Annotated in this window: 12 protein-coding genes and 1 tRNA gene; 3 read left to right on the top strand and 10 right to left on the bottom strand. The window is 73.5% G+C overall.

Annotated elements, in window-relative coordinates; genetic code table 11:
* Positions 1 to 51: 51 nt before the first annotated feature.
* Entirely contained in the window at positions 52 to 1,050 is a 999-nt protein-coding gene (locus tag AB0K09_RS20855; protein ID WP_366066874.1) for a phosphatase PAP2 family protein, read from the bottom strand.
* Between the two features lie 258 nt (positions 1,051 to 1,308).
* On the opposite strand from AB0K09_RS20855, the gene AB0K09_RS20850 reads away from it, so the two are divergent.
* Complete coding sequence (locus AB0K09_RS20850) at positions 1,309 to 1,902, top strand: histidine phosphatase family protein (RefSeq protein ID WP_366066873.1); 594 nt, start codon at positions 1,309 to 1,311, stop codon at positions 1,900 to 1,902.
* A 144-nt stretch (positions 1,903 to 2,046) separates the two neighbouring features.
* Here the strand turns inward: AB0K09_RS20850 and AB0K09_RS20845 are convergent, their stop codons facing one another.
* On the bottom strand, positions 2,047 to 3,444 hold the full coding sequence (locus tag AB0K09_RS20845) for a tetratricopeptide repeat protein (RefSeq protein ID WP_366066872.1): 1,398 nt from the start codon (positions 3,442 to 3,444) through the stop codon (positions 2,047 to 2,049).
* Positions 3,445 to 3,704: 260 nt separating this feature from the next.
* On the opposite strand from AB0K09_RS20845, the gene AB0K09_RS20840 reads away from it, so the two are divergent.
* Both AB0K09_RS20840 and AB0K09_RS20835 read left to right on the top strand, forming a co-directional pair.
* Entirely contained in the window at positions 3,705 to 4,157 is a 453-nt protein-coding gene (locus AB0K09_RS20840) for a hypothetical protein (RefSeq protein WP_366066871.1), read from the top strand.
* A gap of 79 nt (positions 4,158 to 4,236) precedes the next feature.
* Positions 4,237 to 5,109, top strand: a complete 873-nt coding sequence (locus AB0K09_RS20835) for a fused MFS/spermidine synthase (protein ID WP_366066870.1) — start codon at positions 4,237 to 4,239, stop codon at positions 5,107 to 5,109.
* A 15-nt stretch (positions 5,110 to 5,124) separates the two neighbouring features.
* Here AB0K09_RS20835 and AB0K09_RS20830 read toward each other — a convergent pair whose 3' ends face one another.
* The 8 genes from AB0K09_RS20830 to AB0K09_RS20795 all read right to left on the bottom strand — a co-directional run bounded on the left by AB0K09_RS20830 (position 5,125) and on the right by AB0K09_RS20795 (position 12,780).
* The gene (locus AB0K09_RS20830) at positions 5,125 to 6,513 is read right to left on the bottom strand and encodes a GH1 family beta-glucosidase (RefSeq protein WP_366066869.1); all 1,389 of its coding nucleotides are present in this window, start codon (positions 6,511 to 6,513) and stop codon (positions 5,125 to 5,127) included.
* Positions 6,514 to 6,556: 43 nt separating this feature from the next.
* Positions 6,557 to 7,450, bottom strand: a complete 894-nt coding sequence (locus AB0K09_RS20825) for a carbohydrate ABC transporter permease (RefSeq protein WP_366066868.1) — start codon at positions 7,448 to 7,450, stop codon at positions 6,557 to 6,559.
* A 9-nt stretch (positions 7,451 to 7,459) separates the two neighbouring features.
* Positions 7,460 to 8,464, bottom strand: a complete 1,005-nt coding sequence (locus tag AB0K09_RS20820) for a sugar ABC transporter permease (RefSeq protein WP_366066867.1) — start codon at positions 8,462 to 8,464, stop codon at positions 7,460 to 7,462.
* Positions 8,461 to 9,774 (bottom strand): ABC transporter substrate-binding protein, encoded by a 1,314-nt coding sequence (locus AB0K09_RS20815; RefSeq protein WP_366066866.1) that lies wholly within the window; start codon positions 9,772 to 9,774, stop codon positions 8,461 to 8,463. The genes AB0K09_RS20820 and AB0K09_RS20815 overlap by 4 nt, the downstream gene beginning before the upstream one ends.
* Positions 9,775 to 9,941: 167 nt before the next feature.
* Positions 9,942 to 10,014 (bottom strand) — tRNA-His (locus AB0K09_RS20810).
* A 107-nt stretch (positions 10,015 to 10,121) separates the two neighbouring features.
* A complete protein-coding gene (gene orn / locus AB0K09_RS20805; protein WP_366066865.1) occupies positions 10,122 to 10,727 on the bottom strand; it encodes an oligoribonuclease in 606 nt (201 codons plus the stop codon).
* Between the two features lie 5 nt (positions 10,728 to 10,732).
* Positions 10,733 to 12,139 carry a helix-turn-helix domain-containing protein gene (locus tag AB0K09_RS20800; RefSeq protein WP_366066864.1) on the bottom strand — a complete coding sequence of 469 codons (1,407 nt, stop codon included), beginning with the start codon at positions 12,137 to 12,139 and terminating at the stop codon, positions 10,733 to 10,735.
* 368 nt (positions 12,140 to 12,507) lie between these two features.
* Positions 12,508 to 12,780: a hypothetical protein gene (locus AB0K09_RS20795; protein ID WP_366066875.1), complete on the bottom strand. Its 273-nt coding sequence runs from the start codon at positions 12,778 to 12,780 to the stop codon at positions 12,508 to 12,510.
* Between the last annotated feature and the right edge of the window lie 327 nt (positions 12,781 to 13,107).

Here is a 13,107-nt window from a genome sequence, read left to right as displayed (position 1 = left end):
GCGAGGGCGCGCGCGTCGAGCGGGCGCGGCGGGACGGCGGGGCCGCGCAGCTCAGCGAGCCGCTGTCGCAGCGCCGTCGGTGCGGCTGTCGCCGGCCTCGTCTCGGGCCGGCTGTCGGGGGAACTGGTCACTGGCGTCAGCCTCGCGATGTCTCTCCGGCGCCCGGGTGTCCGGGATGCTCGCCGCAGTCTCGCATCCGCCACCGACAATCGGGGGCGCATCGGCCGTGGCCGCCGCGAGATCGGACAGGGCGCGGTCCGAGGCGGCCCGGCCCAGGCGCCCGCGCAGCCGGTCGACGAGCCGCAGCGCCGGCCCGGCCAGCAGGAAGCCGATGCCCATGACGCCCGCGCCGGCGACGGCGTCGAGGAGGTAGTGGTTGGCGGTGCCCATGACCACGAGGGTGATGGCGAGCGGATAGGCGACGCCCGCGATCTTCGTCCAGACCGAGCGGCCGTGCCGCCACAGCACGGCACCGCACCACAGGGCCCAGCCGACGTGCAGGCTCGGCATGGCGGCGTACTGGTTGGTCAGGCCGCCCAGGCCGCGCGGCGCGCTGGCGTCGCCGCCCCACCAGCCGTACGAGCCGTACTGGGCCATCGTGTCGACGAACCCGTAGCCGGCGTCGAGCAGCCGGGGCGGGCAGGTGGGCAGCAGGGTGAAGCCGATGAGGCCGATGAGCGTGGAGATCATCAGCCAGGTGCGGAGCCGGCGGTAGTGCTCCGGCCGGCTCCGGAAGAGCCAGATCAGCAGCGCCGGGGTGAGCAGGTAGTGCAGGGAGGCGTAGGCGAAGTCGGCGGGTATGCCGAGCGCCGGATGATCGGTGAGCAGCCGGTTGAGCGGGTGCTCCAGATTCAGCCTGAACGTTTTTTCAAGGTCGAGTATCGCCAGGCCGTGATCCACGGCGGACTGCACGTCGCCCCGGACCAGCAGCCGGCCCGCCGAGTAGAGCCCGTACACCACGGCGATCAGTGGCAGTTCGGTCCACCAGCGCGGCCGCTTCCCGAGTGCTGCGGTGCGGTACATCCGGACGCTCTCCATGTGTTCGGGCATGTGTTCAGGCGGCCAACAAGCGCGCATGCCACCGTACGGTGTACGCCGCACCGTTCGCACACCGCCCCGTGACTTCGGCTGAACGCCGAGTTCGGCTGCTGTTCGGCGGCGGGCGGTGCGGCACGGGGGAACAGACGTCCTCCAGGGCCGCGGGGTTGCCCGCGGCGGCCGGAGGCGGATGTGAGCGGTGCCACGGCGTGAGTGATGATGGAAGCGGAACGGACCGAGACCTCGAGACCTTGTGAAGGGGCGCACTCCATGGCACCGCGCATCCTGCTGGCCCGGCACGGACAGACCGAGTGGTCGCTGTCCGGCAAGCACACCGGCCGCACGGACATCCCGCTCCTGGACGAGGGGCGGCGCGGGGCCAAGCTGCTGGGCGAGCGGCTGCACCGGGCACCCTGGGACGGGCTGCCGGGCGTCGAGGTGCGCACCAGCCCGCTCGCGCGCGCCAAGGAGACCTGCGAGCTGGCCGGTTTCGGTGGCCGCGCGACCGACTGGGACGCGCTGATGGAGTGGGACTACGGCGCGTACGAGGGCATGACCCCCGCCGAGATCAAGGCCGACCGCCCGGACTGGTTCATCTGGCGCGACGGCGTGCCGGACGGCGAGACGCTGGCGGAGCTGTCGGCCCGCGCGGACGAGGCGGTGGCCTGGGCCCGCTCGGCCGACCGCGACGTCATGGTCTTCGCCCACGGCCACATCCTGCGTGTCATCGGTGCCCGCTGGCTGGGCCTGGACGCCTCCTTCGCGGCGCGCATCCGGCTGGACCCCACGTCGCTGTCCATCCTCGGCTGGGCCTACGACGCCCCGGCCATCGAGCGCTGGAACGACACCGGCCACCTGGCCTGACGGTGCCACCGCGCCGGACCGTGCGCGCCCCGTCCGCACAGGCCGGCCGCATGCTCTTCCGTCGCCACGGCGGGCGACCGGCGTGGCGAGGAACCGGCGGGGCGCTCGTCGCGGCGGAGGACGGGCGGCCGGCCGCCGGTGACGTCAGCCCGCCGCCGTCACCTGGGCCCGGCGGGCCAGGAGCGCGGCGACGGCCGGCTCGCCCGCGTGCCGCCGCAGCCGGCGGGCCGTGGTGTTCAGCATCGCGCGGATCCGGGACGACTGGACCTGTGTGAGCAGGTCCAGCGCCCGCCCGGCCGCCTCGGCGGACGCCTCCGGCTGCTCGTCGCGGACCAGGTCGCCCGCGAGCTGGGCGGTGTACAGGGCGAGGTTCCGGGTGAAGTGCGGATCGACCAGGGCCACCGCCCGTTCCGCGTGCCGCACGGCGCGCGACCAGTCGGCCAGGGCGGACCAGCACTGGGCCTCCAGGCCCTCCAGCTCCGCCTCGCCGAAGAAGGTCATCCACTCGGGGTCCGCCTCGCTCGGACCCCGCTCGAACAGCGACCGGGCCCGCAGCAACGCTTCTTCACAGGACGAGCGGTCGCCGAGCAGCGCCCAGCCGCCCGCCTCCCGCAGGGTCAGCAGAGACATCAGCCGCGCGGACGGCAGCTGCCGCCCCGCGCGCTGCGCCGCCTGCGCGGCCCGGACCGCCTCGCGGGGCCGCCCGGCGTCGCGGGCGAGGAAGGCGGTGTTGCAGAAGGCGTGCGCCTCCAGTGCGGGATCGCCCGAGACCCGGGCGGTGGCGAGGGCCTCCGCGTAGTGCGAGCGGGCGTCGTCGAAGCGGCCCGAGTCGTGGGCCAGCCAGCCCACCGAGATGGCCAGCTCGCCCGCGCCCGCGTAGAGCCGGTCGGCGACCGACTGCCGGCGGGTGTCGGCGTCGAGCAGTTCGTACGCCGCGCGCAGCGGCCGGGCGGCGCGCCGGTAGAGGGCGTCGGCGCCGTGCCGGTCGTCGAGCAACCGGATCTCCCGCACCGCCTCCTCCACGGCGGTGGCCTCCGCCTCGCCCGCGTGCCGCTGCGCGGGCGCGGCGCCCAGGGAGACGGCGGCCATGGCGGCCGTGCCGGAGGTCATGAACGCGCGACGCAACACGTCGCTCTCCTTGCTGCTGTCAAAGCTGTCGTGGCTGTCGTGGCTGCCGGGGGCGCCGCGACCGTGCTGACAGGGGCTCTCGGATTGAGCAGGGGGCGCATCGCTCTTCCTGTGCGCCCCCTTTCCGCGCACCTTCTCGCGCGGCAGGAACCCCATGTCCGCCGGTTCGCGGCCGGGGAACATGTGCCGGAACACGCGCTCGTAGGCGTAGTTGGGGCACCGGATCTCCCCGGACTCCACCCTCCCGATGTAGCGCGCGTCACACGAGACGTGTTCGCCGATCTCCCGGGCCGCCCGGCGTACGGCCGCCGCGAACTCTCCTGGTGAGAGCGAGCCTCGCAACGCCCGGAAGGCTGCGTTCGGAGCGTTTGGACTGTTCCGACGCGGAGACGAGGACGCGTGGGGCGACGCCATGGCCGGACCCTCCCCCTGGCGAGCCGCCCCGCGCGATGCCCGCGGGGCGGGCGGCTGTGCTGCCGATTGGCGGTCAAGACCGTACCGGCTCGCCCGGGCCCGCAACATCTTGTTTGGCTACAAAACGGATATCCCACCTGTCATCCGCCATGAACTGCCATCCTTTGCGGCGGCATGCCGCCGTAGCCGTTGACGTCCCCACGGCGTTGAACCGTTGAACCGCTTTGAGCGAAGCGACACGTGCGGAGGAGGGGTTTCCCGTGGTGGAGGCCGGAGTGGATATCGGCGGCTCGCGAGCGACGGCCCTGCGCCGGTCGCGACAGGATCGCGGTCCTTCCTCGTACCCGCCGCCCGGCGCGGACGACGGCCGGCCGTGCGACCTCGTCACCGTCCCGGCCCGGCAGGGCCTGGAGGCCGTCGACATCCTCCGGCTGCGCGACGGCGTCGGCCCCGTGCTGCACGACGGCACCTGCGACACCCTCGGCTTCCTGGTGCCGGCCGGCACGGCGGACGGCTGGGACATGCCGGGCAGTGCCTGCACCCAGACCCTCGGCAGAGGACTCCGCGCGGGCATCGCCGAGCCGCCCGTCAACGGCGCCGGCTGGCTGGTCGCGCCGGACGCGGCCTTCTCCTCCGCCACGGACCCGGTCGTCCTGCGCGCCGCGCTCGGCGAGGCGGCGCGCACCATCGAGGCCGTCGACCGCTGCCGCTAGCGCCGCATGCGGGCCCGCCCGCGTGCCGTGCCGCCGTCACCCGACCGCGTGGTGCCCGAGGCCGGGAGATACTGGACGCGTGGCGAAAGGCAGAGGGCAGAAGGGGCGCGCACGGGGTGCGGAGCCGACGGCGGTCGCGTCGGTGACCGGCGGTCTCGCGGAGCTCGTGCCCGACCGTGACCGGCCGCGCGCCTGGACGCTGCTCATCGACCGGGCGCCGCAGTCCCACGTCGACCTCGACGACCCCGCGTACCTCGACTTCGCCTATCAGCGCCGCCTCGGCCACATCGCCGATCTCGCCGCGCCGCCCGGACGACCGCTCCAGGTCGTCCACCTCGGCGGCGGGGCCTTCACGCTCGCCCGCTACATCGCCGCGACCCGGCCCCGCTCCACCCAGCAGATCGTCGAAATCGACGCGCCGCTGGTCGAGTTCGTACGGCGCGAACTGCCCCTCGACGGCGGCTGGCGCATCCGCGTGCGCGGCGGCGACGCCCGGGAGGGGCTGGCCCGGGTGCCGGACGGCTGGGCCGACCTGATCATCGCGGACGTCTTCAGCGGCGCCCGCACCCCCGCGCACCTCACCAGCGTGGAGTTCGCCGGCGAGGTGCGGCGCGCCCTGCGCCCCGGTGGCTTCTACGCCGCCAATCTGGCGGACGGGCCGCCGCTGGCCCACCTCAAGGCGCAGATCGCCACCGCCCGGGCCGTCTTCCCGGAGCTGTGCCTGACCGCCGACCCGGCGGTGCTGCGGGGGCGGCGGTTCGGCAACGCTGTGCTGCTCGCCGCGGATCGTGAACTGCCGGTCGCCGAGCTGACCCGGCGGGCGGCCACCGACCCGCATCAGGGGCGGGTCGAGCACGGCCGGGACCTGGACGCCTTCACGGGCGGGGCGGTACCCGTCACCGACGCGGACGCCAAGCCGTCGCCCGCCCCGCCTCCCTCCGTCTTCGACTGACCGAGGACCGAGGCGTCAGGCGGTGGGCAGCTGCCCCGTGCGGAGCACCTTCGCGTACCAGTGGGCGCTGGTCTTCGGGGTGCGGGTCAGCGTGGTGTAGTCGACGTGGACCATGCCGAAGCGCTTGCTGTAGCCGTGCGCCCATTCGAAGTTGTCGAGCAGCGACCAGAGGAAGTAGCCGCGCACGTCCGCGCCGTCGCCGAGGGCGCGGAGCACCGCTTCGAGGTGGGCGTGCAGATAGGCGACGCGCTCCGGGTCGTGCACCGCGCCGTCCGCGTCCGGCTTGTCGTCGTACGCCGCGCCGTTCTCGGTGACCACCAGCGGAAGGCCGGGGGCCTCCCGGGTGAAGCGCATCAGCAGGTCGTAGAGGCCGGTGGGGTCGACGGTCCAGTCCATCGCGGTGCGCTTGCCGGGCGCCTGGTGGAAGGCGACGCGGCCGGTGCAGCCGGGCCAGGGTGAGGGCCCGTCGGCGGGCGAGGGGGCGTTGTCAGTGGCGGCTGATACCACTGTCGGTGCGTAGTAGTTGATGCCCAGCGCGTCGAGGGGGTGCTTGATGATGTCCGGGTCGCCGGTGCGGACGAACGACCAGTCCGTGATGGCCGCGGTGTCGGTGAGCAGGTCGGCCGGGTATGCGCCGCGGAGCATGGGCCCGGTGAAGATACGGGTGGCGAGCGCGTCCACGCGCCGCTGAGCGTCCCGGTCCTCCGGGGTTTCCGTCCGGGCCCGTACGGCGGCGGGGTTGAGGGTGACGAGCACCTTGCCGCCCCCCGGCAGGGCGGCCCGCAGCGCCCGTGCGCCCAGTCCGTGCGCCAGGTTGAGGTGGTGGGCGGCCCGCAGCGCGGCCTCGTCGTCCGTGCGGCCCGGCGCGTGGACTCCGGAGCCGTAGCCGAGGAAGGCGCTGCACCAGGGCTCGTTGAGGGTCGTCCACAGCTCGACGCGGTCGCCCAGTGCCTCGGCGGCGAGGTGGGCGTAGTCGGCGAAGCGGTGCGCGGTCTCGCGGGCGGGCCAGCCGCCCGCGTCCTCCAGTTCCCGGGGCAGGTCCCAGTGGTAGAGGGTGGCCACCGGCGTGATGCCGTGGGCGAGGAGGTCCTCGACGAGCGCGCGGTAGAAGTCGAGGCCGCGCCGGGAGGCCGGGCCGCGCCCGGTCGGCTGGACGCGCGGCCAGGAGAGGGAGAAGCGGTAGGCGCCGAGGCCCAGTTCCGCCATGAGCCGGACGTCCTCGCGGCGGCGGTGGTAGTGGTCGGTGGCGATGTCCCCGGTGTCGCCGCCCCGGGTCCGGCCGGGGGTGTGGGAGAAGACGTCCCAGATGGAAGGGGTGCGGCCGTCCTCATGGGCCGCCCCCTCGATCTGATAGGCGGCGGTCGCCGCGCCCCAGAGGAAGTCCGGTGGGAAGTTCACGGTCATGACAGCGCTCCGAGGAAGGAGAGAGGGAGGGGACGTGGGGGGATCAGCCCTTGACCGCACCGCGCATGATGCCGCCGGCGATCTGTCTGCCGCACAGGACGAAGGCGAGCAGCAGGGGCAGCGTGCCCAGCAGCGCACCTGCCATGATCACCGCCTGGTCGGGTACGTAGCCGCGCCCGAGGCCCGTCAGGGCGACCTGGACGGTCGGGTTCTCCTGGGTCAGCGCGATGACGGGCCAGAAGAAGTCGTTCCACGCCTGGACGAAGGAGAGCATGCCCAGCACGGCCATCGCCGGCCGGGCGACCGGGAGGACCAGGTGCCACACCAGCCGCCAGCTGCTCGCGCCGTCCACGCGGGCGGCCTCCACCAGCTCGGCGGGCAGCGCCTCCGTGAGGTACTGCCGCATGAAGAACACGCCGAAGGCGCTGACCAGCGTCGGCAGCACCACGGACGGCAGCCGGTCCGTCCAGCCCAGCCGGGCGACGATCAGGAACAGGGGCACAACGCTCAGCTGCGGCGGCACCATCATCGTGCCGATCGTCAGCAGCAGCAGGCCCTTGCGGAAGCGGAACCGCAGCCGGGCGAAGGCGAAGCCGGCGACCGTGCAGAACAGCACGGTGCCCAGCGCGACCGTCCCGGCCACCAGCACGGTGTTGGCCAGGGCCAGGCCCATGCCCGCCTCGGTCCAGGCCCTGCCGAGGTTCGCCGGCAGCCTGCCGCCGAACCACAGGGGCGGCGGGGTCCGGGCCAGGCGGGTGTCGTCCCGCGAGGCTGCCACCGCCGTCCACACCAGCGGGAAGAGCGAGCCGGCCGCGAACAGGGACAGCAGGACGTAGGAGAGGGGCCCGGCCCGCTGCCGCCGGGCGGGGGCGGGGGAAGCCGGGGCCCGGGAAGCCGGCGCCGGGGAAGTCGCGGCCGGGGAGGTCGTGACCGTCATCGCGTCCGCTCACCGCTCCTTCCACAGCCGGCGCACGAGCAGCCCGTTCCCCGCCGCGACCAGCAGCAGGAGCAGGAACATCGTCCACGCGACGGCCGAGGCGCGCCCCAGGTGGTAGTTGTACCAGCCCTGTTCGTAGAGATAGAGCCCCAGCGTCTGGAACTGGCGGGAGGCGCCGCCCTTCTGGCCGCCCGCCCCGCCGAACAGCAGGGGCTCGCCGAAGAGCTGTGTCGCGCCGATCGCGGAGACGACGACCGTGAAGAGGATCGTCGGCCGCAGCGCCGGCAGGGTCACGTGCAGGAACTGCCGGCGGCGCGAGGCCCCGTCCAGCGCCGCCGCCTCGTACAGCTCGTCCGGTACGGCCTGGAGGCCGGCCAGATAGATCAGCGCGTTGTAGCCCGTCCACCGCCACACCACGATGGTGGACACCGCGACGCGCCCGGACCAGACACCGTTCTGCCAGTCCACGGGGCCGACGCCCACCGCGCCCAGCGCCCAGTTGACCATCCCGTAGTCGCGCCCGTAGAGCATGACGAACACCAGCGTGGCGGCCGCGACCGAGGTGGCGTACGGGGTCAGCAGTGCGACCCGCCAGAACGTGGCCGCGCGCAGCCGGTAGTGCAGCAGCTGCGCCAGGCCCAGCGCCATCAGCAGCTGGGGGACCGTCGAGAGTACGCCGATGAGGGCGGTGTTGCGCAGGGCGTTCCAGAAGAACCCGTCCCCCAGCAGCCGCAGATAGTTGTGGGCCCCGGCCCACTCCATCCGCTCCGGCGCGGTCAGTTCCACGCGGTGGAGCGAGGCCCAGCCCGTGTAGAGGAGGGGGAAGAGCCCGAAGGCGGTGAAGCAGAGGAAGAACGGTGCGACGAACGCGTACGGGGCGAAACGCAGGTCCCAGCGGCAGAGCCGGCCGCGCCAGGGGCTCGCCGGGCGGTGCCCGCCGGCGCCGGGGGCGCTCCCCGGCTCCTTCTCCGGCTCCCGCGCGCCCTCGACCGGCGTGGTCGCGGGCGCCGTCACGCGTCCACCGCGCTCTCGATCTCCCTCAGCGCCGCCGCCCAGGCCGCCTCCGGGCTTCTGCCCTGCTGCTCCACCTGCGGGATGCCCACGTCGGTGAAGGCGGTGCCGATCTGCTGCTCCTTCGGGCCGAGGACCAGGGTGGGGACGTTCCGGGCGGCGGCCGCGTAGATCGCGGCGATGGGGGCGTCGCCGAAGTACGGGTTCCGGGCGTTCCGCAGCTGGGGCAGGGCGTAGGCGGCCGGGGTGGAGGGAAGGGCGGCCTGCCGGGCGAAGACCTTCGCCTGCTGCTCGGGGGCGGTCAGCCACACCGCGAGCTCGACGGCGGCGGCGCGGTGCCGGGCCGCCCGGGGTACGCCGATGAAGGAGCCGCCCCAGTTGGCGGGCCGGGGCGCGGCGGCCACATCCCATTTGTCCCGGCCGGCCTCGCCGCACTTCTCCTTGATGTAGCCCAGCATCCAGGGCGGGCAGGCCACGGTGGCGAAGCGCCCGTTCGCGTAGGCCTGGTCCCAGGGCTTCTCGAACTGCTTCAGCCGCGCGGTCAGCCCCTCCCGGGCCGCCCGTACGGCCAGGTCCCAGGAGGTGCGGACCGCCTCGGCGTGCCGGTAGACCGGCTTTCCGGCGCGGTCGTAGTAGCGGACGGGGTAGGAGTGGACGGACGCGTTGTAGATCCCGGCCGCCGAGTCGGTGAAGACCGTGCCCGCCGGGGCGTGCGCGCGGTAGGTCTCGCCGGTCCGGAGGTAGGCGCTCCAGTCCCCGGCCCAGAGCCGGCCCACCGCCTCCCGGTCGGCCGGCAGTCCGGCCCGCCGGAAGAGGTCCTTCCGGTAGCAGACGGCGATCGGCCCGATGTCGGTGCCGAGCCCGATGGTCCGGCCGTCCGGCGTCGTGGCCTGTGCCCACTTCCAGTCCAGCCAGCCGCCGCGGCGCACGCCCGGGGCCCGGGAGAGGTCCTCGAAGAGATCACCGCGCGCGGTGGCCAGCTCGTGGACGTTGCCCACCTCCATGGCCTGGATGTCGGAGAGCCCGCTGCCCGCCGCGAGGTGGGTGAGCAGCTGCGGGTAGTAGGTGTCGTTGCGCTCGATCACGTTTTCCTTGATCGTCACGCCGGGGTGCAGCCGCTCGTACTCGGCGTAGAGGCCGGCCTGCTTGTAGCCGAAGACGCCGAAGGTGCCGACGGTGATCGTGATCCTGCCGGAGCGGTCGCCGGTGTCCGCGGCGCAGCCGCCGAGCGCGGCGAGGGTCGCGGCGAGGAGCACGCCGACCACGGCGAGCACCACCGCCCGCCGTCCGCCGTTCCCCGTGCCGCCGGTCATGTACCTGGCCTTCCCGCGGCGGGGGCGGATTCCCCCCGACCGGGACGGGGCTCACTCCTAGGAGGGAGCGCACAGCTGAAAGGCCGTCGCGAACGCGCGGGGCACACGCGGTTGGGGAACGACGAGGGCCCCGATCCGCTTCCGCGGATCGGGGCCCTCGCCTTCAGGGTGAGTAACGGGACTCGAACCCGCGACATCCTGGACCACAACCAGGTGCTCTACCAGCTGAGCTATACCCACCGTGTCCGGTGTTTGTTTCCGTGTTTCCCACCGGCCGAGAAAAAGTGTACAGGGTCCTGAGGGGTGCTCGCTCCCAGCTTTCGGCGCGCCGGGAGCGAGCTGCGTCACTATGCCTGAGCTGGCAGGACGTGCCGGGCCGCGATGGCCTTCGCGGTGTCGGAGTCCGGACCGGGCTGCGGCACGAAGATCGCCTCGCGGTAGTAGCGGAGCTCGGCGATGGATTCCCGGATGTCGGCGAGCGCCCGGTGGTTGCCCACCTTCTTGGGGCTGCCGAAGTACGCCCGGGGGTACCAGCGCCGGGCCAGCTCCTTGACGGAGGAGACGTCGACGATCCGGTAGTGCAGATGACGCTCCAGCGCCGGCATGTCCCGCAGCAGGAAACCGCGGTCGGTGCTGACCGAGTTTCCGCACAGCGGGGCCTTGCCGGCCTCCGGGACGTGCTCGCGGATGTAGGCGAGGACCTGCTGTTCGGCGTCCTCCAGCGTGGTCCCGCCGTCCAGCTCCGCGAGCAGCCCGGAGGCCGTGTGCATCTGGCGCACCACCTCGGGCATGGTGACGAGGGCCTCGGCGGGCGGGCGGATCACGATGTCCACACCGTCGCCGAGGATGTTCAGCTCCGAGTCCGTGACCAGGGCGGCCACCTCGATGAGCGCGTCGTCCGACAGCGAGAGCCCGGTCATCTCGCAGTCGATCCACACCATGCGATCGTTCATGTGCCTCACCCTACGGGGCGCTCCCGCTGGCCGGGCAGCCGTGGACTGTAGAGGTCCGTCTCCGGTTTGCCGGGATCGGCGGCATTCGCCCCATGGCCTGGGCCGTGCCCGGGGGCATGGCCGGGCATATGGGGGATATGCCCCGGATGCCCGCTGTGACCCCCGGGGCCGGCCGGTCCGCCCGGTCCGCCCGGGCCACCGGGCCCGCCCGGACCGGCCGCCCCGCCGAGCGGCATGCCGGAGACGGCGTGGGCGCCGGCCATGGCCGTCCGCCGCATCGCCATCAGCGACGCCTCCCCGCCCCGGGTCTCCACCGGATCGGTGCGCTCGAAGCGCTCACCGCGCTCGCCCCGCTCCACACGCTCGGCCCGCTCCGCTCTCTCCGCCGCGCCGTTCTGCGGCCGGCGGGCCCGGTAGGCCGCCCGGTAGGCGGCCGGGGAGGACCCCAGCTGCCGCCGGAAGTGGCCGCGCAGCGCCACCGGCGAGCGGAAGCCGCAGCGCCCGGCGACCTCGTCCACGGAGTAGTCCGAGGTCTCCAGGAGCCGCTGTGCCTGGAGCACCCGCTGGGTGATCAGCCACTGCAGCGGCGCGCTGCCGGTGAGCGAGCGGAACCGCCGGTCGAACGTGCGACGGCTCATGTACGCGCGGGCGGCGAGCGTCTCCACGTCGAACTGCTCGTGGAGGTGCTCCAGCGCCCAGGCGACGACCTCGGCGAGCGGGTCGGCGCCGATCTCCTCCGGTAAAGACCTGTCCAGGTAGCGCTCCTGCCCGCCGCTGCGCCGCGGCGGCACGACGAGGCGGCGGGCCAGGGCCCCCGCGGCGTCGGCGCCGTGGTCGGTGCGGACGATGTGCAGGCACAGATCGATCCCCGCGGCGGTGCCCGCGGAGGTCAGCACGTCGCCGTCGTCGACGAAGAGCTCCCGCGGGTCCACATGGACCGACGGATAGCGCTTGGCGAGCGTGGGCGCGTACATCCAGTGGGTGGTCGCGGGCCTGCCGTCCAGCAGGCCGGCCGCGGCCAGTACGAAGGCGCCGGTGCACAGCCCGACGATGCGGGCCCCTTCCTCGTGTGCGCGGCGCAGCGCGTCGAGTGCGGCGGCGGGCGGCGGCTGGGTGATCGACCGCCAGGCCGGTACGACGACGGTGCCGGCCCTGGAGAGTGCCTCCAGGCCGTACGGTGCGGTCAATTCCAGTCCGCCGGTCGTTCGCAATGGCACATCTTCGCCCGCGCACACCAGCAAGCGGTAGCGAGGAACTCCTGCGTCCTGTCGGTCGATTCCGAACACGGAGAGCGGAATGGAGCTTTCGAAGATGGGGCCGCCGCTGAAAAGCAGCACTGCGACGATCTCCCGGCGGCGGCGTCCGGAGAGCTTGCGCGCGGTCTCCGGTACGGTCGTGGAGTCCTGGCTCATGGCGCTAAGCCCCCCTCGGCGGTCGAGTCCTCTCGGTCCTGCACGTTTCCCCTCGGTCCTGAACGGTTCCCCCGCCGGTCATGGCCAAGATCGAATCTACTGCGTCGCATCGAGACGCGGTGACCAGTTCACCACCCGGCTCTATGTCGACATGACAACTTGGCGCGAAGCGTTCGATCACGAAGCGTTGCACTTGCAGGCGCCGGTGAAAAGTACGCCTCTCCCGGAGCCCCTCCCCGAGTAGGCGGCACCCGCCCTCAGCGGTCCTTTCCTTGCTGGTCGACCGGCTGTTGGAAGGGGCCCCGGGCAAGGGTAGGAACTCGGCCTGAAGTTGGCTGAAAACCTACGGGTGCAGGCGTGCGAGAGGGTCAGCCGAGGGGGTTGCCGGAGCTCTGGTGGCGGGCTCCGCGATGGGAGCCGGCCCCCGTCCGGCCGTGCCGGCCGCGGTGCGGCATCGCTTGTTCCGCGGGTACCCGGGCGGCCGCCCGCGCGGACTGGCGCAGCAGCACCCGGCAGACACAGGTGAGGGCGACCAGGCCGGTCGCCGTGCCGGCGGCTCCGCCGAAGGACTGACCGCACATCAGCAGCACCACCGGGACCACGACACAGCTGAAGGCCGCCCAGCGCACGACGTCGCTCACCGGATCGAGGGATTCCCTCTCGGCGGCGTCGTCGCGGGCGTGGTCACGGGTTCCGGGCACGGAGCGGCTCCCTGCTGGCGGCGGTTGGCGGTACTACAACGGCGCGCCGGGGGCCGGGGTCACTGGGGGAACGGCGGCGGGGGAGCGGCGGGAGGGGCAGCCGGGACCATTGCGCTGCGGCCCTCGCTCGTGCATGCTCCGGGGAACGCTCGAGGCTCACCCCTGTGGGGGACGGCCCGCCCGGCCCCCGAGCTGCCGCCTTCTCGTACTCCCCCGGCGAGAAGGCGGCCCCGGTGCTACCCACCGGCACCACCGGGCCGGCGTCGT

Source organism: Streptomyces sp. NPDC049577 (genome assembly GCF_040675635.1).
Taxonomy (GTDB): domain Bacteria; phylum Actinomycetota; class Actinomycetes; order Streptomycetales; family Streptomycetaceae; genus Streptomyces.
The sequence above is the reverse complement of the archived record's forward strand: the minus strand, read 5'-3'. Positions and strand labels throughout refer to the sequence as shown.